Origin of the sequence: Caballeronia hypogeia (assembly GCF_001544875.2) — a bacterium.
In the GTDB taxonomy this organism is placed as follows: domain Bacteria; phylum Pseudomonadota; class Gammaproteobacteria; order Burkholderiales; family Burkholderiaceae; genus Caballeronia; species Caballeronia hypogeia.
This window is the reverse complement of the sequence record NZ_FCOA02000002.1, coordinates 121,650-144,940: the sequence shown is the minus strand read 5'-3', so window position 1 is coordinate 144,940 and position 23,291 is coordinate 121,650. Positions and strand designations below refer to the sequence as shown.

Here is a 23,291-nt window from a genome sequence, read left to right as displayed (position 1 = left end):
ATGCTAAACCTCCGCCCCCTGCGTCTCGAGCATCCCGCCGAACGCCTCGGCGGAAAGCGGCATCGCCAGCAGGAATCCCTGCATCTCATCGCACATCATGTCCTGCAGCCGATCGAGCTGCGACCCGGTCTCGACGCCTTCCGCCACCACATCCATATCGAGCGAGTGCGCGAGCGCGATGATCGCCGACACGATCGCGCGTCCTTCCTGCCCGTTCTCGTCGAGCCCGTTGGTGAAGAACCGGTCGATCTTCAATTGCTTTGCGCGAAACCGCTGCAGATAAGCCAGACTCGAATACCCCGTGCCGAAATCATCGATGGCGATCTCGAATCCGTTCTCCTGAAACGCGCGAATCATGTCGATGGTCCGAGGCGCGTCCTGCATCGCCACCGTCTCGGTGATCTCGAACATGATCTGCTCGCTTTGCACACCCTCCTCGCGCACGATCCGCATGATGGTCTCGACGAGATCGGCCTCATGCAGTTGCCGCGGCGACAGGTTGATCGCCACCTTCACGGCCGGGCGCCCTTCGCTCATCCAGCGCGCCATATGACGGCACGTCTCGCGCACGACCCAGTAACCGATCTGCACGATCTGGCCCGAACGTTCCGCGATCGGAATGAATTCGAGCGGCGTCAGCGTACCGATCTCCGGATGATCCAGCCTGATGAGGGCCTCCGCGCCCGCCAGCTCGCCGCTCTTGCCGCGAAACTTCGGCTGGAACAGCAGATAGAAATGGCCACTGCTCAGCGCCTCGTGCAGCGCCTGCTGAATCTGCAAGATCCGCACCGCCGCCTCGTTCATGCTCGCCTCGAAGAAGCGATAGGTGCTGCGCCCGCCGCGCTTCGCCTCGTACATCGCGACATCCGCGTGCTTGAGCAGCGACTCGACGCTGTCGCCGTCCTGCGGATACAGCGCAATGCCGATGCTCGGCATCACCTGCAAAGGATGATTCCCCACGAGCAGGCCCTGCTTCATGGTGTCGAGAATGCGCTCCGCCATCTTCTCGGCGTCGGTGGGCGCGTGAAGGTTCTCCAGCATCACGACGAATTCGTCGCCGCCCAGACGCGCCACCGTATCGCCGCCGCGCACGCATTCCTGCAGGCGCCGCGCGAATGCCTTCAGCACTTCGTCGCCAACGGTATGGCCCAGCGAATCGTTGATCGTCTTGAAGCCGTCGAGGTCCATGAAGAGAATCGCGAAGCGGCTGTCGCTGTGCCGCGCGTTGCCGATCGCGCGCTCGATGCGCTCGTTCATCGTGCGGCGGTTCGGCAGGTCCGTGAGCGTGTCGAAGGTCGCCATCCGCACGATCTGGCCGTTCAGCCGCGAGACGGAGCCGGCGAGCAAGGCCGTGCGCGCATCGAAGCGCGACAGCACCAGCGTGATGATCAGGATCGCCAGCGTGAAGAGCACGACGGTCGTCGCGAGCCAGTGCCCGTCGACATCGTTGGCCGCGCCGCAGATCGCGTTCGGCAGAAAGTTCGCCGCCGCGTTGCCCGTATAGTGCATGCCGGTGATCGCGATGCCCATCACCAGCGCCGCGCCGCAGCGCTTGGCGAGCACGTTCGTCTGGTTGGCGTCGGACAGCGTATGCGCGATCCACAGCGCCGCGCCCGACGCCACCATCGCGATCGCGATCGACGCCGCGAACAGCACGGGATCGTAGGTGATCGCCGGATTCATGCGCATCGCGGCGTCGCCGGTGTAGTGCATCGCCGCGATGCCTGCGCCCATCAGCACGCTGCTCGCGACGATGCGCCGGAGCGTCAGCCGCCTGCTCGCTATCACATGCAGCGCGAAGAACGACACGAGCACCGCGATGCCGAGCGAGCCGGCGGTGATCTTCAGGTCGTAGCCAAGCGGAATCGGCAGCTCGAAGGCGAGCACGCCGATGAAATGCATCGACCAGATGCCGATGCCCATCGACGCCGCTCCGCCCGCGAGCCAGACATGCCGGATGCGCGATTGCGGGAGCATCGTGATCCGGCCCGAAATGTCGAGCGCGGTGTAGGAAGCAAGCGTCGCGACTACCAGCGATGCCGCGACCAGCCAAAAGTTGTAGGTGCCGTGCATAGATTGCCAGTCGCCGAGACTCGTTTGCGTGCTCGTCTTATCGGCTTACGTCCGACAATCTTTAGCCTGCATGCGGTAAATATTCCGGGGACGAACGTTCACGCGCTCAGAGCTGCGAATCGAGCAGCGCGACTACGCGTTCCAGCAGTTTTTCGGACAGGGGACGGCGGCGCCAGTCGTCGAGCGTGATGCGTTTCGAGTGGGCAACGTCGTCGTCGAAAATGGCGGTCTGCTGGCGCGCGAAATCTCGGTCGTAGATATTCAGATTGGCTTCGTCGTTGAGCTTGAACGAGCGGTTGTCGAAGTTGGTCGAGCCGACCGACACCAGATACTCGTCGACGATGATCAGCTTGCAGTGAAACATGGTCGGCTGATATTCAAACATTTCGACGCCCGCCGCGAGCAGGTCGCCCCAGCATGCGCGCGACGCCTCGCGGACCGTATGCGTGTCGATGCGTTTGCCCGGCGTGATGATGCGCACCCGCACGCCGCGCTTCACCGCCTCGACGATCGCGTTGATCGTCAGCTTGTCCGGCACGAAATACGCGCTCGACAGGTGGATGGAATGGGTCGCCGCGGTGATCGCCATCAGATACATGAGCTGCATGTCGTCGCTGCCGCCCGAGGGCGAGCTGCTGAACATGTGCGCGTAGCCGTCGCCCGCGTCCTCGATATCCGGAAAGTAGCGCGGGCCGTGCAGCACGTTGCCGGTCGTCTTGATCCAGTTGTCCATGAAGACGGCCTGCATCTGTCCGACCGCCGGGCCTTCGAGGCGAAAATGCGTGTCGCGCCAGTGTTGTTCGTCCTGCGCGTGCCCGGTCCATTCCTCGGCGATGCCCACGCCGCCGGTAAAGCCGATGCGCCCGTCGATCACGAGCAGCTTGCGGTGCGTGCGGTCGTTCATGCGCCCGAGACCGGTCCAGTGCGGCTTGTGGTACTGGATGACTTCCGCGCCCGCGTCGCGCAGCATGCGCAAATAGCGCTTGTCCATTTTCGAACTGCCGACCCAGTCGAGCAGCACGTGCACCGCGACGCCCGCCCGCGCCTTCTCCGAGAGCGCCTGCGCGATCTCCTCGCCGATCGCGCCGGACCAGTAGATGAACGTCTCGAAGGTGATGGTCTCGCGCGCCGAGCGTATGCCTTGCAGCATCGACGGAAAAATCTCGTCGCCGTTCACGAGCACCTCGAAGCGGTTTCCGCCGATGACGGGCGGCCCGAGCAGCAGGCCCATCGAGCGGAGAAACTGGGGATCGTCGGTCGAATACAGCCGCTCGATCTTGTGCTCGATCTCTTTTTCGCCGGTCGTCAGGTTCGCGATCACCAGCACGACGACGAGCGTCGCCACAACTGTCAGGACTATCAGGGCAATCGTCGGCATACGCGCGGGCCTCGCGAAGCGAACATGCGTCCGGATTCCATTTTGAAGCACGTTCCGGACCCACTATTGCCCGAGTTCGCCGGATCAGCTCTTCGCCGGCATCCAGCCCTGATCCTGGCCGAGCTTGGCGATCTGCTTCGCGATGGAATCGGCGAGACGTTTTTCATCGGACGAGACATCCGCGTGCTTCTTTTCCGATACCGCGTGCAATCCGCCGGACACTGCGATCGAACTCACGACATGCCCCGCCGCCGCGCCGACGCCCGCCATTTCCGCCATGCCAGGCGCGTGGCCGCTGTCGGCCTTGGCGTCGAACTGTTCGAGCAGTTGCGGCGCGCCGTTCGCGGGCTTGTACACGAGCTGCACCGTCGCGCCGACCTTGCTCTCGCCCGCGCCCAGACCGATCAGCATGCGGCGGCGGCGATTGCCGGCATCGATCGTGTTGAAGTTGCCTTCCACGACCAGCACGTTCTGGTCTTGCGGCGGCGGCACGTCGGCGCGCACGGCGCGCAGGCCCATCGACTGGAGTTTCGCGACGATCTCGTTGGCGACTTCCTCCTGCGCCGCGATGGCGTCCTGCGTCTGCTTCTGCGCTTGCGAATCGCCGGAGAACGCCGAGCCGATCTTCGAGATCATGCCGTGATTGTCGAGCTTGACGTCGCTCGCGTCGCTGGCGAACGAGTAGACGTAGATGGTATCGGGCCGCATGGCGGGCGTGGCCGCGACGGTCTGCGCGTACTGGCCATATTGATTCGATGCCTGCGCCGGATTGCTCGCGCAGCCAGCAAGCATCGCCGTGCCGATGACGACGCTAGCGAGCGCCGCGCCGCGCGCCTTCTTGAAGAACGTGTTGAGCGACGAGAAGTTGATCGGGCTGGACATGTTGCACCTCTGGAATGGTGGATTCGTGGATGCGTGATACGGCTCCGGGTTCTCGCTGCTGCTTCGTTTCGTTTCACGCTGGGCGCAACTATGGAGGATGGCGGCAAGTGCGGCCAGCGAGCATTTATGTCGCGGGGTTTCATCGACCGGAGAGCCTTGTTCGGCAAGGCTTTCGGGGCATTCGAAAAGCGTCTTCGGCAGCGCGCCGAAACACCGTTTCTGCACGCTTCGCGGGCTTCTGGTTAACTTCAGCCGACGCACCGCATCGCGCGGCGCAACCCGTCAAACGCCGTCAAACTACATCAACCGTCACGAAGGAGCAGACATGGATCTCAAGATCGCCAACAAACTCGCACTGGTTTCCGGATCGACGAAGGGCATTGGTCACGCGATCGCCGTGGCGCTGGCGCGCGAGGGCGCGCGCGTGATCGTCAATGGCCGCTCGCAGGCTTCCGTCGATGCCGCGCTCGCGAAACTGCGTGACCTCGTGCCGAACGCGCAGGCCGAAGGGTTTGCCGGCGACGTCTCCGATCCCGCGCAGGTCGACGCGCTCGTGCAGCGCTTTCCGCACGTCGATATTCTCGTGAACAACATGGGCATCTTCGATCCCAACCCGTTCGAACAGATTTCCGACGACGAATGGCTGCGCTTCTTCAACGCCAACGTGATGTCCGGCGTGCGGCTCTCGCGTGCGTATCTGCCGAAGATGAAGGAGAAGAACTGGGGGCGCGTCGTGTTCATCAGCAGCGAAAGCGGCATCCAGATTCCGGTCGAGATGATTCACTACGGCGTGACGAAGTCGGCGCAGATCTCGCTCGCGCGCGGACTCGCCGAGACTTGCGCGGGCACCGGCGTCACGGTGAATTCAGTGCTGCCGGGACCGACCAGCTCCGAAGGCGTCACCGATTTCGTCGAAAAGCTTTCGGGCGGCAAGAGCTTTCACGAGTTCGAGACGCAGTTCTTCCAGGAAGCGCGCCCGACGTCGATTCTCAAGCGCTTCATCACGCCCGAGGAAATCGCGGATACGGTGGCGTACGTGTGCTCGGAGTTGTCGTCGGCGACGAACGGCGCGGCCCTGCGCGCGGACGGCGGCGTGGTGCGCGCGGCGTTCTGAACGCTAACGCGCACTCAGTTCACGCGCCTGATCCAGCGCCGCGACAATGGCCGCGACGGTACGCTCGCGCGCGGCTTCGTCGTTCTGGCGCAGCGCATACGACGGGTGATACGTCGCGACGACGAGCTTGTCGCGATACGGCACCACGCGTCCGACATGCGCCGAGAGCGTCGCGCGCCGGCCAAAAAGCGCGGCGAGCGCCGTCGCGCCGAGCGTGACGATCACGCGCGCGCCGACTTCGTGCAACTCCCGTTCGAGCCAGTACGAACAGGCTTCGACTTCCTGTTGCGCGGGCGTCTTGTGCAGGCGCCGCTTGCCGCGCGGCTCCCATTTGAAATGCTTCACGGCATTGGTCAGATATACCTGCTCGCGCGGCACGCCCGCGCGTTGCATGGCTTCGTCGAGCAACTGTCCCGCCGGTCCGACGAACGGTTCACCCTTCAGATCCTCCTGATCGCCGGGCTGCTCACCGAGCAGCATGATGCGCGCATCCGCCGATCCCGCGCCGTGCACCGCCTGCGTCGCGTTGCGCCAGAGGTCGCAGCGACGGCACGTATCGAGCGAGGTGGGCGCGTCGCGTTCCGGCTGGGCGTCATGCGCCTCGACCTGCACCGCCTTGCCGCCGAGCGCGCCGACCCGCTGCGCCTGCGCGACGCGCCGCGCCCCGCCGCGCGCATCGCTCACGAGTTGCGGAATCAGCGCGCCTTCCGGCAATCCTTTCCAGAAACGCACCGGCATGTGCTGCTCCAGCGCCGCTTCGTTCAGCCGCGCGGGGTTGAAGATGCTGCGGTAATAGGTCATCCAGAGCGCTTCGGCGGCGTCGGGCGTGTCGACGTCGTGCTCGGAGGCGAGTGCGCGGCGACGCTCGATCTGCAGATGCTCGCCGTCGAACATGGCCGCGCCGTCCGGCGTCGCGATGAGCCACGTCGATTTGCCCATGCGCGCCGCGAAATGCTCCGCGCCCCACGCAAGCACGTCGTGATCCGGCTCGTGCCACGCGACGTACTCGGGCGCGCCCAGCGCCGCGTCGCGCTGCCGGAATCGCACGTACGCGATCATGTCGTGCTGCGCGCGCCGCACCGCCTTGGCCATTTTAGAGAGCCGCGCGCCGTCTTCATCCGCCGCCGACGCCACCGCGCGCTCGCCCTGCGCCCAGCGCCACAGCACGCGATAGAGAAAGCTCCAGCGCCGCGAATCGCGGAAATGCGCGGCATCTTTCAAGAGCGTGGCGAGTTCGCGCGACACGCGAATCTGCGGCGTCTGATCGACTTTCTGCGGCGCCGCCGATTCGTTGAACAACCCCGGCTCGGCCTGCGCCGTGCGCCAGTCGATCGATTCGGGCGCGAGCCTGCGCGCGATGGCGTCGAGCGCGGCGGCGCGCCAAGCGGCGAAATCGTCGTCGATCGAGATGACGTGCATCAGATCAGGGACAACTGCACCGGTTCAGTGGCGAGCGCGCGCCGCAGACTTTCCGACGAGGTCTCCGCCAGCGGCGGCCGGTAATCCGCCGTGACGACGAACGGCTTGACCTTGTCCATCGGGCAACGCAGCCGCACGAGGTCCTGATAGCGCACGCGCCGCGCCCGCCGCAACTCGACGATGCGCTTCGCGTTGCGCATGCCGATGCCCGGCACGCGCGCGATCACGCGCGCGGGCGCGGCGTTCAGATCGACCGGAAAGCGTTCGCGATGCGCGAGCGCCCAGGCAAGCTTCGGATCGACATCGAGCGGCAGATTGCCGGCGTCCCCGAGCAGTTCCGCGGCGGCGAAACCATAGCCGCGCATCAGAAAATCCGCCTGATACAGCCGATGCTCGCGCAACAGCGGCGGCGCCTTCGACGGCACGCCGGACGGGCTGTCGGGAATCGGGCTGAACGCCGAGTAGTACACGCGCTTCAACTGATACGAGCCGTAGAGCGTTTCGGCGGTGCCGAGAATCGTGCGGTCGTCGGTTTCGTCCGCGCCGACGATCATCTGCGTGCTCTGCCCCGCCGGCGCGAAGCGCGGCGCGCGCGGCTCCGCTTCCGACTCCTCGCGCGCCACGCGAATGTTGCCCATCGCAAGCTTGATCGTGCGGCCGCTTTTTTCCGGGGCGAGACGCTCGAGACCGATCTCGGTCGGCAATTCGATGTTCACGCTCAGACGGTCCGCGTAACGTCCGGCCTGCGCGATGAGTTCCGGGTCGGCATCGGGAATCGTCTTCAGGTGGATATAACCGCGAAACTGGTGCTGCTCGCGCAGGGATTTCGCGACCTGAACGAGTTGCTCCATCGTGTAGTTAGACGAACGAATCACGCCCGAGCTGAGAAACAGGCCGTCGACGTAATTGCGGCGGTAGAAATCCAGCGTGAGACTGACGACTTCCTCGGGCGTGAAGCGGGCGCGCGGCACGTTGCTCGAACGACGGTTGATGCAGTAGCGGCAGTCGTAGAGACAGAAGTTGGTCAACAGGATCTTGAGCAGCGAGACGCAGCGGCCATCGGGCGTGAAGCTGTGGCAGATGCCGGAGCCGGTGCTGGCGCCGAGACCTTCGATGCCGCGCGACTCGCGTTTCGGTGCGCCGCCGCTCGCGCACGACGCGTCGTACTTGGCGGCGTCCGCGAGGATTGCGAGCTTTTCAGAGAGATCCATCTTGAGTTCGATACTGTATATATATACAGTATCGCATATGAGTGGCGCGGTCAAAGGCAAATGGTTTTATTCCAGCCTCGTCGTCACTTCCGCATGCTTCGCGCCTGCCCTCCAGAATTCATCCTTCGCAGCCCTCATGCGATTCGACTACAAGACGTTTCACATCGACTGCACCGCCCGTCACGACCCGGACGGGAGCTACTACGCGCATGCGCGCATCACCCGCGATCCGGGCGAGGCCGCCGCGCATGTGGAAATTTTCGAGTCCGGCGAACTCGACGTCTTCACCATCGAATCGGACGCCGTGCATTGCGCGCGAGCGTGGGCGATCGAATGGTGCGACGAGGCCCTGGCCTAGCAATCCCTTCTTCCTTTTGATTGCGCGACCTGATTAGCAAGACCCCGCGTGAACCTCGCGCGGCACGACGATTGCGCAATGTAAGCCGCGACGCCGCAGCACGGCGAGTAGCGGCGTGCGTCGAAATCATCGATCAACGGGAGGAAACCATGAAGAAAGCGAAGAGAAGTCTGCTCGTTTCTGCAATCGTTCTGAGTCTGTCCGGCGCGGCGTTCGCGCAAGGCGCAGGTGCCGGCGGCGGCACAGCGGGCGGCAACGGCGCGGGTCAGGGCGGCACCGGCATGAGCACGCCGAACGGCAATGGCGTGACGGGCTCGACGTCGGGCGCATCGGGTGCGAACACCATGGGCTCGCAATCGAACTCCGGCAGTCAGATGCACAAGCATAAGAAAGGTAGTTCGGCTTCCGGCACGTCTAGCGGTGGCGCCGCGAAGTCATACTAAACGTTTCTTGGTTTGAATCGGCCCGGCTTACCGCAAGTACGGGCCCCTCTCCCCTCTAAAGCATCCCTACCAGATAGGGATTTCGCCTGCTTTCCCGCTGCCTTACCTTAGCTCCTGAGCGCTACCCGTTGCGCCCGGCTTTCTGGCTATTGGCGCATCGGGCGAGTCGTTGTTTCGGCCTTCGCGGCGCGCGCTCGATCTCATCCACCATCCATCGACCACGCTGCAAGGAGACCGAGACGCGCGATCCCGGCTGCTTGTGCCTTCGTTTCAAGGAGCTGGAACATGAAGCGCAGAATCAATCCGAATCTCATCGCCATGATGGCCGCCTGTGCGGTCGTCACCAATGTCGCCACCATCGGCGCGGCGCACGCGCAAGGCATGCCGCCCGAAGCGCAGCAACTCATACAGACCATGCGCCCGATGCAAATCTCGCAGGCGACGCCCGATCAGACGCAAACCGCCGCCGCGCCGCAAGAGCAAACCGGCGACGGCTCCGCCTACGGCGGCATGAGCGCCGCGTCCGCGAGCGGCCGTCGCGATGGCGGCGGTTGCAGCGTGCCAAACTGCAACGTCTTCTTCGGTCAGTAAAGACGGACTCTTTTAGTCCACGCGAGTCGTCCAGGCGAATGTCGCGCTGACCGACTCGCCCGGCAGCAGCACCGCGCCGCCCGTAAGCGCGCGGCCGACATCGAGATTGAGCCAGTCGGCGACGTTGCTCACCGGTTCGACGCACAGCAAATCCGGATGCGCCGCCGGCGCATACACCACCATGTGGTCGAAAGGCGCGCAGGCTTCGAGCGTGATCGAGCGTGCTTCGTCCGGCCATGCGATCGTCGCGCTGCGCGACCAGACGGCGAAGTTGTTGTCGAGGTCGAAGGCATCGGCGGACATTCCTTCGTTCGACGCCATCGCATCGACGCACGGATGCGGTCCCGCATGAGTCGGAAGCAGATCGGGCGTGCTGTGCCACATCGCGGCGACACGTGCATGTATGCGCGTGTTGCGCGTGCGCGGATAGTACGGGTGATGTCCCATGCCGAACGGCATCGGCCGATCGGACAGGTTGCGCGCCGAAATCGTCACGGTCAATCTGAGTGCATCGAGCGCGATGTCCTGCGTCGCTTCGTAGGCAAACGGCCAATGGCGCCCCGCCGCGCGCGAGGGCTCATGCAGAAAATGCAAACGCGCGCGCGATTCCGACACATCGCCCGCGCGCCAGGGCAGCCGCCACGCATTGCCGTGCAGGGCGTGCGCGAACGCGTTGCCGTCGCCGGAAAGATCGACCGGCGCGCCGTCGAACACGAAACTCGCATCGCGGATACGGTTGCAATAAGGCAAAAGCGGAAAACTCGCCATGCCGAGCGGATCGCGCGCGGCGAGCGCGGCGAGCGTCGCGGGACGCAACCAGTCGATCGCGCGGCCGTCACGCGTCTCGTCGAAAGCCGCGATCGCGCCGCCGATCTCCGGCGCGAGCAGCACGCGCCGCGCGCCATGGCGCAGCTCGATGAGCTTGTCGGCGGTGGCGGCGTTCAATATGCGAACTGCCGGTAACTTTCGTCGAAGATGCGCGGCGTGCGCTCGACTTGCGGGTTGAAGCGCAACAGACGCCGCGCTCGCGCGGGCAATGCGGCAAGCACGGCGCGCGGCACGTCGATATGCACCTCGGGCCGGAAATACCACGCGCGGCTATAACCGATCACGACCATCGGACGTGGCTCGCCGGTCAGGTTCGGCGTGCCGCGATGCAGGCCGCGCACGTCGCGGATCATGACGTCGCCGATTCGCATCGGTACGCGTTCCGCCGTGAAGCGCCCTGCTTCGAGACCTTCGAGCGCCTCTTCCCGCGACATGCGATGCGTGCCACGCGTCGTTTCCAGCGGGCCGTTATGGTCATCGACATCGACCAGCGGGAAATTCACCGCGAGCTGGAATGACGGCGTTTCGGGCGCGTCGTCGAAAAGCGGCGGCGTGTCGCGATGCCAGTCCTGATGCTTCGAACCGTGCACGGGCGTGTCGGTGGCGAGCTGACACATGACCGGATCGCGCCCCGCCACGCGCTCGACGATTCCGACGATGTCCTCGTCGCAGATGATCGACGGGTCCGCGAATTCGCCTTCGAACGGCAGCGTCACGTAGTACCGGCCCGGACCACGATTGCCGCTGGCATCGGCTTCGACGTGCGGTGCGAGCAAAGGCGCGAACGCGTCGCGCCACGCTTCGATCTTCGCGCGCGGGAAATGCTCACGCAGCAGCACGAAGCCGTCTCGTTCGAACGCTTCGGCGAGCGCGTCCCGCGCGCCTTCGTCGTACTTGCCCATGCGTGGCCTCCTCGTTTCGAGTTCGAAACCAGAATCGCACGCGTGTAATCCGTTCGTCAATATTATTAGTAATAACCAGTGAAAACCCCGATTCGAATCGATGAATAAACGCGTGCGTTTTACATCGGTCATCACTAATATTAGTGACGAAGTTTTCGTTCTCGCGACGCACCACACAATGAAAAAATCCACGCAACGACGCCCGACGATGACCGACATCGCGAAGCTCACCGGAGTCTCGCAATCGACCGTCTCGCTCGTGCTGAACAACGCGAGCGGCGCGAAGTTTTCCGACACGACGCGCGACAAGGTGCTGCGCGCGGCGCAGGAACTCGGCTATCGCATGACGCAGCGCGAGCCGGTCGCGGCGCTCCAGCGCGCGGGGGAGCGCAATCTGATCGTCTACCTCGCCGACGAGATCTCGACAAGCCCGCATCCGGTGGTGAGCATCGACGGCGCGCGCGACGCCGCGTTCGCCAACGGCCGCGTGCTGGCCGTCTATTCGACCCACGGCAACGCGGCGATCGAAGCGCGCGTGCTCGACGCGACGCTCGGCAATCCCGACGTGCTCGGCGTGATCTACGCGACCGTCTACACGCGCCGCGTCACGCTGCCCGCAGCGCTCGCGCGCGTGCCGACGGTGCTGCTCAACTGCTACACGGGCGAGGCGAACGTGTCGTCGGTGGTGCCGGCCGAGGTGGCGGGCGGCCACACGGCGACGGATCATCTGCTGGCCGCGGGCCACAGGCGCATCGGCTATATCAACGGCGAGCCCTGGCAGGACGCGGCGCGCGATCGGCTGAAGGGTTATCGCACCGCGCTCGCCACAGCCGATCTGCCGTTCGCGCCGGAACTCGTGCGCGAAGGCGACTGGAGCCCCGACACCGGTTTCGAGCAGACGCTTTCATTGATGCGCGAGGCGAATCCGCCGACCGCGATCTTCTGCGCGAACGACCTGATGGCGCTCGGCGCGATCGAAGCGCTGAAGCAGCTCGGCCTGCGCGTGCCGGACGACGTCTCCGTGCTCGGCTACGACGATCAGGAAATCGCGCGGCACACGCATCCGCCGCTGTCCACCGTCGTGCTGCCGAACTACGAACTGGGCCGCTGGGCCGTCGAGACACTGCTCCAGGAAGAAGAGAATCGCGCGGCGGGCGCGCCGGTGCGGCGTCGCACGGTGAAGCTCGACGGGCCGCTGATCGAACGCGGCTCGGTCAGGGAAATTACCGAAGCGAAACTTCTGGCAAGCAATAATATTAGCGATTAAAAATTAATAAACGCTTCATCGATATCACTCTCGCAGCAGGGCAGACCGGGCAACACAAGCATCGGCACTCATACAAAGAGGCAAACCATCCTATGGAGGAAGACATGCTGTCGCTCACGAAGAAATCGCGCCTGGGCCTGCGCCCGCTCGCTGCCGCACTGACCGCCATGACCGCATTGACGCTCGCGGCCGGCTTCACCGCCGCCCACGCCGCCGACGACGGCCTGCCGAAGATTCCGAACAAGAAGCCGCTGAAGGTCGGCTTCGCGCAGACCGAGAGCAACAATCCGTGGCGTCTCGCGGAGACCAAGAGCTTCAAGGACATCGCCGCGAAGTGCGGCTGGCAGATGGTCATGACCGACGCCAACAGCTCGGCGGCCAAGCAGGTCTCGGACATTCAGAGCATGATCGCGCAGCACGTCGATCTGCTCGTCTTCCCGCCGCGTGAAGAGAAACCGCTCGTTCCGGTCGTCATGCAGGCGAAGAAGGCGGGCATTCCGGTGATTCTCGTCGACCGCAACATCGACCAGTCGATGGCGAAAGCCGGCAAGGACTACATCACCTTCATCGGCTCGGACTTCATCGATCAGGGTCAGCGCGCCGCCAACTGGCTCGTGAAGGCGACGAACGGCAAGGCGACCATCATCGAACTCGAAGGCTCGACGGGCGCGTCCGCCGCGAACGATCGCAAGAAGGGGTTCGACGACGTCATCGCGAAGAATCCGGGCATGAAGATCGTCGCGTCGCAAAGCGGCGACTTCGCGCGCGACAAGGGCCGTCAGGTGATGGAGACGCTGCTTCAGGCGCATCCCGACGTGACCGCCGTCTACGCGCACAACGACGAAATGGCGCTCGGCGCGATCGCCGCGATCAAGGCGGCGGGCAAGCAGCCGGGCAAGGACATCGTGCTCGTGACCATCGACGGCACCAAGGGCGGGCTCGAAGCCATCAAGGCGGGCGAGCTCGGCGCGAGCGTGCAGTCGAGCCCGTTCTTCGGGCCGCTCGCCTGCGATGTCGCGCAGAAATACGCGAAGGGCGAAACGATTCCGCCGTGGGTCAAGGTGTCGGACCGCTTCTACGACAAGAGCAATGTCGACGAGAGCATGAAGTACGGGTATTGAGCTCCATGCTGTGAAGGTGCTTTGCGGGCGCGCCTCGCCAGTCGGGGCCGCTCGCGTTTTCATCTGAATGGAACGAAGCCATGCCAGAGACTCCCCTGCTCGACATGCAGGACATCGACATCTCGTTCGGCGGCGTCGCCGCCCTGAAGCACGCGCGCCTGACGGTCGCGGCGGGCGAAGTGCACGCGCTGATCGGCCAGAACGGCGCGGGCAAATCCACGCTGATCAAGATTCTCACCGGCGCGTATCGCAGAAACGCGGGCACGATCCGCTTCGACGGCCGCGAAGCCGATTTCCGCACGCCCAAGGAGGCGCGCGAAGCCGGTATCAGCACGATCTATCAGGAGATCAATCTGGTGCCGTTCCGCTCGGTCGCGGAGAACATCTTTCTCGGGCGCGAGCCGCGCCGTTTCGGTCTGATCGACTGGAAAACGGTGCAGCGGCGCGCCTCGGAGCTGCTCGAATCGTTCGGCTTGTCGATCGACGTGAAGAAACCCGTGCGCGAATATTCCACCGCGATCCAGCAGATGGTGGCGCTCGCGCGCGCGGTTTCGTCGGACGCGCGCATGGTCATCATGGACGAATCGACGTCCTCGCTCGACGAGCGCGAAGTCGAACTGCTGTTCACCGTCGTGCGCCGTCTGCGCGACGACGGCCGCGCGGTGATCTTCGTGTCGCACCGGCTCGACGAACTGTACGCGCTGTGCGATCGCGTCACCGTGATGCGCGACGGGCAAACCGTCGCCGAAAGCACGATGCAGGAAATGGACAAGCTGAAGCTCGTCACGACGATGCTCGGCCGCACGCTCGCCGCCGTCGTGCACGAAGACAGCGCGGTGAAGGAAGCGAAACTAGCGAAGCGCGGGCCGGTGATGCTCGCGGCGCAGGGCCTCGCGGCCGGCGCGAAAGTCACCGATGTATCGCTCGACGTGCATGCGGGCGAAGCGGTCGGTCTCGCGGGCCTGCTCGGCTCGGGACGCACGGAGACCATGCGCCTGCTGTTCGGCGCGGATCGTCCCGCGAAAGGCGCGCTCGCAGTCGGCGGCGAGAGCGCGGCGTTCAGATCGCCGAAAGACGCGATCGCGCGCGGCGTCGCGTATCTGACGGAGGATCGAAAAGCGGAAGGCATCGTCCCCGAGCTCTCGGTGCGCGACAACCTCACGCTCGTGTGCCTGCCGGCGCTGACGAGGAACGGCGTCGTCGATGTCGAGAGGCAAAGAGAGATCGTCGATGGTTTCATCGAATCGCTCGGCATCAAGCTGCGTTCGGCGGATCAGCCGATTCGCGAACTCTCGGGCGGCAATCAGCAGAAGGTGCTGCTCGCCCGCTGGCTCGCGACGCACCCGCGCCTGCTTTTGCTTGACGAACCCACGCGCGGCATCGACGTCGGCGCGAAGGCGGACGTCGCGAAGATCGTGCGCGAATTGCGTGATGCGGGGCTGGCGGTGCTGCTGTCGGCGTCGGAACTGGAAGAGCTGACGGCCATCGCCGATCGCGCCGTCGTGATCCGCGACGGCGAAACCGTCGCCCAACTGGACGGCGCGCAGATGAACGAAACCGCGATCATGGACGCGATCGCCTACGGCGCGGGCGAGCGCTCGGCGCTGGCGGAAGCGGTGGAGACGACGGCGCGAGGAAGCGAATGATGATCGACAAGACGCAACCGGCCGCGGCCTCCATCGCGCCCGAGCCGGCGAAGAAGAAGAAAAAACGCGGCCTCGCGATCCAGCGCGAAGTCGCCGTGCTGCTCGCGATGATCGTCTTCAACCTGATCTTCACGCAGCACTTCGTGTCGCTGCAGACCTTCAACGTGAATCTGACGCAGGTGGTGACGATCGTGATCGTCGGCATCGGCATGACGATGGTGGTCGCCACAGGCGGCATCGACTTGTCGGTGGGCGCTTCGATGGCGATCGCCGGTGCGCTCGCGCCGATGCTCTTCATGAACATCGAGGGACCGCTCGGCATTCTGCTCGCGTTCACGCTGCCGATTCTCGCGGCCGCCGTGTGCGGCGTGTTCAACGGCTTTCTCGTGACGCGCCTCAACGTGCAGCCCATCGTCGCGACGCTCGTGCTGTTCATCGCGGGTCGCGGCATCGCGCAGGTGGTCACCGACGGCAGCCTGCAGGCCTTCACCAATCCCGCGTTTCAGTGGATCGCGCTCGGCAAGATCGCGGGCGTGCCGTTCCAGATCCTTCTGATGCTCGCGCTGGTCGCGCTGTTCACGTGGATCGTGCGCAAGACGCTGTTCGGCAAGTACCTGCTCGTCACCGGCGGAAACGAAGACGCCGCGTATCTCTCCGGCATTCCCACTGCGCGCGTGAAGATGATCGCGTACACCGTGTGCGCGGCGCTCGCCGGGCTCGCGGGGCTGATCTCGATCTCGGTGAATTCGTCGTCGGATGCGAACGTGGTGGGGCTCGGCGTGGAGCTCGACGCGATCGCGGCGGTCGCGGTCGGCGGCACGGCGTTGACGGGCGGCAAGGCGTATATCACCGGCACGCTGATCGGGGCGCTCATCATCCAGTTGCTGCGCTATACGCTGCTCGCGCACGGCATTCCGGATGCCGCCGCGCTCGTGCTCAAGGCCGCGATCATCATTGCGGCGGTGTACGTGCAACGCAAGCGAGGCTGAATATCGACATGAAAAAGAACCTGCCGATCCTGATCGCGCTCGTGGCGTTGCTGGTGCTTGGCGTGACGCGTTACGAGCATTTCGCGGATGCGTACAACATCACCTCGTTCTGGCGCTACAACTCGATGTTCCTGCTGATCTCCATCGGCATGGCGTTCGTGATCATCACGGGCGGCATCGATCTTTCGGTGGGCGCGGTGGCGGCGCTGGCGAGCGTCGTGTCGGCGCTGGCGAGCCCGCATGGCGTCGTGGCGGGCGTGCTCGCGGGATCGTTCGCGGGACTCGCGGTCGGCGTGCTGAACGGCATCGTCATCACGCATATGCGGATTCTGCCGTTCATCGTGACGCTGGCGACGAGTCTCGGCGCGCATGGACTTGCCTTGCTGCTCGGCCATAACGACGCCGTGGGCATTTCGTCCGATTCGAACTTCGCGAGCTTCGGGCAAGGCGATCTGTTCGCGCTGCCGATTCCGGGGCTCGTGTCCGCGGCGGCGGCAATCGCCGCATGGATCGCGCTGCGTTCGTCGCGCTTCGGCCGGCATGCGCTCGCCATCGGCGGGAGCGAGGAAGCATCGCGGCTTATGGGGCTGAACGTGGACCGCACGCTGGTGTTCGTGTATGCCGTGAGCGGCCTGCTCGCCGGCATCGCCGGGGCGATTCTCGCCGCGCAGTTCGGCGCGGGGCAGCCGAATGAAGGCGTGGGCTGGGAGCTGTTCGCGATTTCCGCCGTGGTGCTCGGCGGCACGCGGCTGACCGGCGGCGAAGGGTCCATCGCGATGACCGTTGCCGGCGTCGCGCTGCTCGGGCTGGTGTTCAACCTGCTCAACTTCGAGAACGGGCTCGGCTATATCTCGCTCTCGGCGTACTGGCAGTCGGTGATTCGCGGCGCGTTTTTGCTGCTGGTGATCGTGTTGCAGGCGCGGGTGCTGAATCGCGGCGGCAAGACCGAGAAAGTGGCGCACTGAGCGACGACGCGAACGCTTTCTCCGATGGCCGGCGCGTTGCAAGAACAAGCGCGCGGCGTTTGTAAAGAGGACATTTCGCGATTGCTGATTTGTTACAGCGGCTTTGGGAGCGTTCCGATAGTTGGTCGGCGATGCGCAATCTTAGGATTTCGCCCTGATCAAGTCGAAAGGAACGCACACAATGCTTCAGAAATCGGGGAAATCCGCGCGTGGCTTCAGGCTTACTGCGATCGCGTTCGGCGCGCTGTCGGCCGCATTGTTGTCGGCCTGCGGCGGCTCGGACGGCGGTCTTGACTCCACGCCGGGCGTCAAGGGAAGCCTGAGCTACGAATTCGTACCGACGGCCATTCAGAAAGCAGCCGACGGAACGTTCAACGGCAAGCTCGACTACGCGAACACCGAGAAGCGCCCCGTTCGCCATGCACTGGTCGAAGCCGTCTCCGAGGACGGCAAGAGCGTACTCGCCAAGACTTATTCCAGCGAGACCGGTGGCTATTCCATGAAGTTGCCGGGCGGCACCCGCGCTTACGTGCGCGTGACGGCACAAGTCTCGGACGGACCCGAAAGCGCGCCCGACTACCTCGTGAAAGCGCGTGACAACACCGCGCCGGAATACGCCGTGTCTCCCAACACCGCCCCGCTCTATTCGATGCGCGGAGGCGTCTTCGAGACCCCCCAACTTGGCAAGACGCAAGTCGACCTGAACGCCGCTTCGGGCTGGACCGGCAAGGGTTACGGCGCACCGCGCACGGCGGCGCCCTTCGCCATGCTCGATCAGATGGTGACCGCCGCGCAGAAGATGCGCGCCACCGCGCCCGAAGTAAAGCTTCCCCTGCTGAACGTTTTCTGGAGCATCAACAACCGGCCCTCCGGAGGCGAGCTGAACGACCCGGCGAAAGGCCTGCTCTCGGCCACTCATCACACCATCACCGACAACACGGAAGCGCTCTATATCAAGGGCGCCGAGAACGTCGACACGGACGAGTACGACAGTTCCGTGGTGCTTCACGAGTTCGGGCATTACGTCGAGTCCAGCGTTTCCCGCTCCGACAACATGGGCGGCAGTCACTCAGTCGGAGAAGCGCTAGAAATAGGCACGGCTTTCTCCGAGGCCTGGGGTAACGCGTTCTCGTCGATGGTGCGCGATTCTCCCTATCTCGCGAACACGAACGGCCCGCTTCAGGCGCAGACCGGCTATGTGCTCAGCTTCGACGAGCCCCCCAAGATCGCGAACCAGTTCTGGTTCGACGAAATGTGGCTCTCCCGCACGCTCTTCCAGGCTTACAAGTCTCCTGACATCGGCTTCGCCCCGATCTACCGCGCCATGCTCGGCGGTCAGAAGGTCACGCCGGCCATTGCCAGCATCTTTTCGTTTGCAACCGTGCTGCGTCCTGGTCTGAGCGACGCCGGAAAGACGAAGCTCGATCAACTCCTCGCCGACATAAAGGTCACCAGCGGCAATACGCTCGATGCGTGGGGAACCGCGACGGCGGCCAACGATCTCACCGCTGCCCTCAAGCCCGCCGTCGTCCCGATCTATCTGCCGCTCACGCCCGGAACCAGCGGCACGTCGTGCTCCAGCGTATTTGCCGGTACGCCAAACAAGCTCGGCAACCGCGGACAAATTCGCCTCACGGTGCCCGCGGTGGGTCAGTATCGGATAACTGCCGCCAGCGCACCGAACGAAACGAAGCCGGCGAACGATTACACGATGCGCTTAGTCCTGCGCGGCAAGCCGATCAATCCGACAGCAGGCGACGACACACCAAACGGCTTCGTCGCGACCTTCCCGCTCCCCGAGGCCGGCGACTACGTCGCCACCGTCTTCCCGGAAAAGAATATGGACATGGCCGATCCGGCGATCGACAGCGTACCGCGCTGTTTAACGGTCGCGCTCGAACGCGTGGCTCAATAAACCGGAGCAGTCGATGAAAATCTCCCTTCTACTCATCAGTCTTGCGATGGTGTGCGGCGGCGCGAGCGTGTGCGTGTGCGCCAGCGAGCTGGCGGGCTCGCAGCCGGGCGTGAAAACCGGGTACGACAGCATTCGCGTGAGCACCAGCGGCGCCGAAGGCGAGCCGCGCAAGCCCATTCGCGTGCGGATCGATTTCGCGGGCTTGCCGGCATCCGGCGCCGCCATCACCTACACGACGGAGGGCGGGCTCGCGCTGGAAAGCGCTGCTCAGACCCGGCTCAGCGCCGATTCCCGAGGTTCGGCGCAAGACACCGTCACGGTTCAGGCCGGCACCGCCGGCGTGTACTTCCTGAACGTATTCGCCCACGTTCCTGGCGGTAGCAAGGCGGCTTCGATACCCGTCACGGTCGGCAATGCCGTCTACACGCCGCGCCCGGCCCCGGGGAAGTCGGCCGTGGGGACGGACGGACAGCGCGTGCTCGAAATGCCGGCTCAGGAGACAAGAGACTAGTACACGTCCAGATGACAGCGGATGGTAGCTAGTAAACACAATGATCCGCTGCTTCAGCAGCGGATCATTGTCGCTTCTGCCCGCTATCGGTTTCACGCGTGCCGATGATCCGGCATCGCTTCATGATGCGCATCGACACGTCGCGCGTCGCGCTTCGCAACCACCGCCTGTCCCGGAATCTCGCGTCCGCGCAGCGAGCAGCCCACTGTCTCCGTCACGAACAGCAACGCGACCGCGCCCACCACGCACGCCCCCATCATGTAGTAAGCCGGCACCAGCGTGCTGCCCGTGCGGCCGATGAGCCAGTCGGTGACCATCGGCGCCGTGCCGCCGAAGATCGATGTCGACACGTTATAGGCGATCGCCATGCCGGCATAGCGCGCCTGCGTCGGGAACATCGCGGGGAACATGGCCGAGATGCTCGCCAGTTGCGGCACATAAAGAAGACCCAGCACGCTCAGACCGATCAGCGCGCCCGCGATGCCATGCGACATCAGCGTGAACATGGGCACGGCCGCGACGAAGATACCGACCAGCGAGAGCCACCACACCTTCTTGCGTCCGACGCGATCCGACAGCGCGCCCGCGAACGGCAGCAGCACCATCATCGAGAGCATGCCGATCAGCGGCAGCAGCAGCGAGAGGTTGTCGCTCATGCCCAGTTCCTTCTTCATGAAGGTCGGCATATAGGCGAGCAGCACATAGTTGACGACGTTCAGCGCGACCACCAGACCGCCCAGTTGCAGCAACGGCTTCCAGTAGCTCGCGAACAGTTCTCGCAGCGGGACGCCCGCATGATGCTCGCGCTCCGCCGCCTCCGCGCACTCGCGGAACACCGGCGTGTCTTCCATCTTCGAGCGCAGATACAGGCCGATCAGACCGAGCGGCGCCGCGACCAGGAACGGCAGACGCCAGCCCCATGAATGCATCGCGTCGTTGCCGAGCAGCACGGAGCAGCCGAGCATCAGGAACGCGCCGAGCGAGAAGCCCGCCAGCGTGCCGAATTCGAGGAAGCTGCCGCAGAAGCCGCGTTTGTGGTCCGGTGCGTACTCGGCCATGAAGGTCGCCGCGCCGCCGTACTCGCCGCCGGTGGAAAAGCCCTGAATCATGCGCAGCACGACGAGCGCCGCGGGCGCCCAGATGCCCACGCTCGCATACGAAGGCAGCAGGCCCACGAGCAGCGTAGCCATCGACATGATGATGATGGTCAGCGCCAGCACATGTTTGCGGCCGAGGCGGTCGCCGAGCGGTCCCCAGAACAGCCCGCCGAGCGGACGGACCAGGAACGAGATCGCGAAAGTGGCGAGCGCGAACAGCGTGGCTTGCGCGGTGCTGCCGGGAAAGAGCGCGGCGGAGATATAGGTCAGGCCGTAGCTGTAGATGCCGTAGTCGAACCACTCGGTCGCATTGCCGATTGCCGAGGCGGCCATGGCGCGTCGAATCGGCGCGCGCGACGGCGTCTGATCGGGCGCCGTGTGCTGGCCCTGCCTCGTGGATGGTTGCAGGTAACTCATAGTCGTGTTCCGGATGCGTCAGTGACCCGGTGCTGCGCCCGCGTTCGCGCGCCTTGCACCGCCTTGAGGTCAAGATACAGACGCATGCCGCGTGCGCTGCATGTCCTAGGACGATCGAAACGCTGGGGTTTTCCCCGAAGCGCGCGCCATTCTTGCCGATCGTCCGTGTGATGCGCGGGGCTTCTTACCGCCTGGCTCACGGTCGTGTCGGACTCTTGTCAGATTTGGCCGCGCGCGGCGTGCCGTCTGCGTCAAGGACAGGCGCATACGACGTACCCAACCACATCGTCATAGGACATGCGGGACGGCACTCGGAGCGCTGCTCAGGGCTCCGGATTGGCTAGGTCCGCGTCGGCGATGCGCTCGCCGAGCACGACGGCCGCGCGCCGCGCATCCTCGCTCGATTCGAACGGGCCGATGGTCTCGCAGCCATCGAACGGATAAAGCACGCGCTTGTCGCGCTTTCTCACGACCTTCAGGGTGCCGATGTGCATGCCCGTCGCGTTCACCACATACGATGCGTAGATGTCGAAGTCTTCGCGCGCTCCCGCGTCGGAGTTTGAGGTGGATTTCGGCATCGGTCTGGACATGGTTTCGCTTGAGTCATGCTGGCGCTCGAGAGGTCATGCGCACGTTATCGATTTGAGCGACATATCCAGCAAGAGATGTGCCGCGCAAGGCGCGCAGCCATCTGGAGAAGATGAGGCGATGGAGGTGAAGCGGGACTCGTCGCGGTGCAGTCGCGACGTGCCGTAATGGAATCACTGCAGGGATTCGTGCGAGCCCCGGTCGAGGCCCGCCTGGAGATTAGCGCTTGCCGCCGGTCTTGCTCTCGGCCCGGTCGCGGCGGCTGCCTTGAACGAGAGTCTTGGGGTCTGTCTGAAGTCCCAACGTGTCGGAATCGGCCTTTCGCGCCAGAGCGAAATTCAGCGCATTTCTGGCGATCGGATCGTCCGGCTGAATCGACAATGCCTGCCGCAGTGCGGCTTCCGACTCGACGAAATGTCCGCTGTCGATCAGCACGAGCCCGAGGCCTCGGCTCGCCTCGAAAAATACCGGGCGTTTGGCCAGCGCTTGCCGATATTGCGCTTCGGCCTCGTCGAGCAGCATGCGGCGATGCGCAACGTTGCCCAATCCGCAGTGCGCCTCCGCCGACTCCGGCTGCATGGCGAGGGCGTGATTGAACGCCTCGTCGGCGGCCACGAGTTTGCCGGTGGCGAAATGCACATCGCCTAGACCGAGGTAACCGGCAACCAGGTCCGGACGCAAGTCGATCCCGCGACGACACGCCGCCTCCGCTTCGGGCAGTTGTCCCAGACGTCGCAGCACATCGCCCAATGCGAAATGCGCGTCGGCGAACTCCGGCGCTGCGGCGAGCGTCTTCTCCAGGTGCGTTCGGGCATCGCTCAGGCGATCCTGACGGACCATGACGCCGGCGTGCATGTAATGGGCCATGGCGTTTTCCGGCTGGAGCTTCAGCGCGGCGCCGAGCGTGGCCCCGGCTTCCGCGTCGCGCCCGAGGTCGAACAGGACGAGCGCCAGATTGACGTGCACATCCGCGGAATCCGGCTGCAGCGCCAGAGCCTTGCGCAACATCTCTTCCGCTTCTGTCAGACGACCCTGTTGTCGCAACACGAGCGCGAGATTGTTATGCGGCGCAACCGCATCCGGCCGCTGCTCCAGTTGCTGGCGAAACATGGTTTCCGCCTGTTCCAGGCTCAATTCGAGACCACTGTTATCTTGATTCATGGGCATTCACTCATGCACGGGATGGCCCGATGGGCCGATACATAAAAGGACGACGCGCTAAAACCATGTCGATGAACGAACGTGGGCTTGCTGTCACGCAATGTCGAGAAGCAACCGACGAACGATGACCGGGCGCGCATCGCATAAACGCGCGCCCCGATAAGGAAAGACAAGCCGCTTTTGTTTCATCGATTCGGTTTGCATTTCGAATTAATCGGCAAACCATTTTAAAACTCGCACCATTCCGCGATTAAACGGGAACAGACGATAACGCAGTCAAATCAGTATAGTGCAAAAAATTATGGCCAATTGACCTGCTCTTGCCGATGAAATCACGCTTCAAAAGAATTGCCGGCACGCTGTTCCCAAGCGAAGACGACCCCGGATATTCCGGTCGCCGCGTCGCCGCGAGGCG

The 23,291-nt window shown here is 64.4% G+C and carries 21 protein-coding genes; 11 read left to right on the top strand and 10 right to left on the bottom strand.

Features of this window, described 5'->3' with window-relative positions; translation table 11 throughout:
• Positions 1 to 3: 3 nt before the first annotated feature.
• The 3 genes from AWB79_RS03920 to AWB79_RS03910 all read right to left on the bottom strand — a co-directional run bounded on the left by AWB79_RS03920 (position 4) and on the right by AWB79_RS03910 (position 4,333).
• Positions 4 to 2,073, bottom strand: coding sequence for a putative bifunctional diguanylate cyclase/phosphodiesterase (locus AWB79_RS03920; protein ID WP_061166078.1), 2,070 nt, complete (start codon positions 2,071 to 2,073; stop codon positions 4 to 6).
• Between the two features lie 106 nt (positions 2,074 to 2,179).
• Complete coding sequence (gene cls, locus AWB79_RS03915; RefSeq protein ID WP_061166077.1) at positions 2,180 to 3,451, bottom strand: cardiolipin synthase; 1,272 nt, start codon at positions 3,449 to 3,451, stop codon at positions 2,180 to 2,182.
• Positions 3,452 to 3,535: 84 nt separating this feature from the next.
• Positions 3,536 to 4,333 carry a DUF4410 domain-containing protein gene (locus tag AWB79_RS03910; protein WP_061166076.1) on the bottom strand — a complete coding sequence of 266 codons (798 nt, stop codon included), beginning with the start codon at positions 4,331 to 4,333 and terminating at the stop codon, positions 3,536 to 3,538.
• A 325-nt stretch (positions 4,334 to 4,658) separates the two neighbouring features.
• On the opposite strand from AWB79_RS03910, the gene AWB79_RS03905 reads away from it, so the two are divergent.
• On the top strand, positions 4,659 to 5,447 hold the full coding sequence (locus AWB79_RS03905; protein ID WP_061166075.1) for an SDR family NAD(P)-dependent oxidoreductase: 789 nt from the start codon (positions 4,659 to 4,661) through the stop codon (positions 5,445 to 5,447).
• A gap of 3 nt (positions 5,448 to 5,450) precedes the next feature.
• Here the strand turns inward: AWB79_RS03905 and AWB79_RS03900 are convergent, their stop codons facing one another.
• Both AWB79_RS03900 and AWB79_RS03895 read right to left on the bottom strand, forming a co-directional pair.
• Complete coding sequence (locus tag AWB79_RS03900; protein ID WP_061166074.1) at positions 5,451 to 6,866, bottom strand: UdgX family uracil-DNA binding protein; 1,416 nt, start codon at positions 6,864 to 6,866, stop codon at positions 5,451 to 5,453.
• Complete coding sequence (locus AWB79_RS03895) at positions 6,866 to 8,077, bottom strand: putative DNA modification/repair radical SAM protein (protein ID WP_061166073.1); 1,212 nt, start codon at positions 8,075 to 8,077, stop codon at positions 6,866 to 6,868. The genes AWB79_RS03900 and AWB79_RS03895 overlap by 1 nt, the downstream gene beginning before the upstream one ends.
• 136 nt (positions 8,078 to 8,213) lie before the next feature.
• On the opposite strand from AWB79_RS03895, the gene AWB79_RS03890 reads away from it, so the two are divergent.
• The 3 genes from AWB79_RS03890 (at position 8,214) to AWB79_RS03880 (ending at position 9,469) form a co-directional block, all read left to right on the top strand.
• Complete coding sequence (locus tag AWB79_RS03890) at positions 8,214 to 8,435, top strand: hypothetical protein (RefSeq protein ID WP_061166461.1); 222 nt, start codon at positions 8,214 to 8,216, stop codon at positions 8,433 to 8,435.
• A gap of 149 nt (positions 8,436 to 8,584) precedes the next feature.
• Positions 8,585 to 8,878 (top strand): hypothetical protein, encoded by a 294-nt coding sequence (locus tag AWB79_RS03885; RefSeq protein ID WP_061166072.1) that lies wholly within the window; start codon positions 8,585 to 8,587, stop codon positions 8,876 to 8,878.
• A gap of 285 nt (positions 8,879 to 9,163) precedes the next feature.
• Positions 9,164 to 9,469 (top strand): hypothetical protein, encoded by a 306-nt coding sequence (locus AWB79_RS03880; protein ID WP_061166071.1) that lies wholly within the window; start codon positions 9,164 to 9,166, stop codon positions 9,467 to 9,469.
• A 12-nt stretch (positions 9,470 to 9,481) separates the two neighbouring features.
• Here AWB79_RS03880 and AWB79_RS03875 read toward each other — a convergent pair whose 3' ends face one another.
• Positions 9,482 to 10,414, bottom strand: coding sequence for an aldose 1-epimerase (locus tag AWB79_RS03875; protein ID WP_061166070.1), 933 nt, complete (start codon positions 10,412 to 10,414; stop codon positions 9,482 to 9,484).
• On the bottom strand, positions 10,411 to 11,199 hold the full coding sequence (locus tag AWB79_RS03870) for a phytanoyl-CoA dioxygenase family protein (RefSeq protein ID WP_061166069.1): 789 nt from the start codon (positions 11,197 to 11,199) through the stop codon (positions 10,411 to 10,413). The genes AWB79_RS03875 and AWB79_RS03870 overlap by 4 nt, the downstream gene beginning before the upstream one ends.
• A gap of 178 nt (positions 11,200 to 11,377) precedes the next feature.
• Between AWB79_RS03870 and AWB79_RS03865 the strand changes: the two genes are divergently transcribed.
• From AWB79_RS03865 to AWB79_RS03835, 7 genes are all read left to right on the top strand, one after another.
• Entirely contained in the window at positions 11,378 to 12,466 is a 1,089-nt protein-coding gene (locus tag AWB79_RS03865; RefSeq protein ID WP_232470811.1) for a LacI family DNA-binding transcriptional regulator, read from the top strand.
• Between the two features lie 104 nt (positions 12,467 to 12,570).
• Positions 12,571 to 13,587: an ABC transporter substrate-binding protein gene (locus AWB79_RS03860; RefSeq protein ID WP_061166459.1), complete on the top strand. Its 1,017-nt coding sequence runs from the start codon at positions 12,571 to 12,573 to the stop codon at positions 13,585 to 13,587.
• An 80-nt stretch (positions 13,588 to 13,667) separates the two neighbouring features.
• On the top strand, positions 13,668 to 15,233 hold the full coding sequence (locus AWB79_RS03855) for a sugar ABC transporter ATP-binding protein (protein WP_061166068.1): 1,566 nt from the start codon (positions 13,668 to 13,670) through the stop codon (positions 15,231 to 15,233).
• Complete coding sequence (locus AWB79_RS03850; RefSeq protein ID WP_061166067.1) at positions 15,233 to 16,222, top strand: ABC transporter permease; 990 nt, start codon at positions 15,233 to 15,235, stop codon at positions 16,220 to 16,222. Before AWB79_RS03855 ends, AWB79_RS03850 begins: the two co-directional genes overlap by 1 nt.
• Positions 16,223 to 16,230: 8 nt before the next feature.
• A complete protein-coding gene (locus AWB79_RS03845) occupies positions 16,231 to 17,187 on the top strand; it encodes an ABC transporter permease (RefSeq protein WP_061166066.1) in 957 nt (318 codons plus the stop codon).
• 259 nt (positions 17,188 to 17,446) lie between these two features.
• On the top strand, positions 17,447 to 19,102 hold the full coding sequence (locus AWB79_RS03840; RefSeq protein WP_157695688.1) for a hypothetical protein: 1,656 nt from the start codon (positions 17,447 to 17,449) through the stop codon (positions 19,100 to 19,102).
• A 13-nt stretch (positions 19,103 to 19,115) separates the two neighbouring features.
• The gene (locus tag AWB79_RS03835; protein WP_157695687.1) at positions 19,116 to 19,613 is read left to right on the top strand and encodes a hypothetical protein; all 498 of its coding nucleotides are present in this window, start codon (positions 19,116 to 19,118) and stop codon (positions 19,611 to 19,613) included.
• Positions 19,614 to 19,705: 92 nt separating this feature from the next.
• Here AWB79_RS03835 and AWB79_RS03830 read toward each other — a convergent pair whose 3' ends face one another.
• The 3 genes from AWB79_RS03830 to AWB79_RS03820 form a co-directional block, all read right to left on the bottom strand.
• Positions 19,706 to 21,127 (bottom strand): MFS transporter, encoded by a 1,422-nt coding sequence (locus AWB79_RS03830; RefSeq protein ID WP_061166063.1) that lies wholly within the window; start codon positions 21,125 to 21,127, stop codon positions 19,706 to 19,708.
• Between the two features lie 323 nt (positions 21,128 to 21,450).
• The gene (locus AWB79_RS03825; protein WP_061166062.1) at positions 21,451 to 21,705 is read right to left on the bottom strand and encodes a DUF6723 family protein; all 255 of its coding nucleotides are present in this window, start codon (positions 21,703 to 21,705) and stop codon (positions 21,451 to 21,453) included.
• A 229-nt stretch (positions 21,706 to 21,934) separates the two neighbouring features.
• Entirely contained in the window at positions 21,935 to 22,876 is a 942-nt protein-coding gene (locus AWB79_RS03820) for a tetratricopeptide repeat protein (RefSeq protein WP_061166061.1), read from the bottom strand.
• Positions 22,877 to 23,291 lie beyond the last annotated feature (415 nt).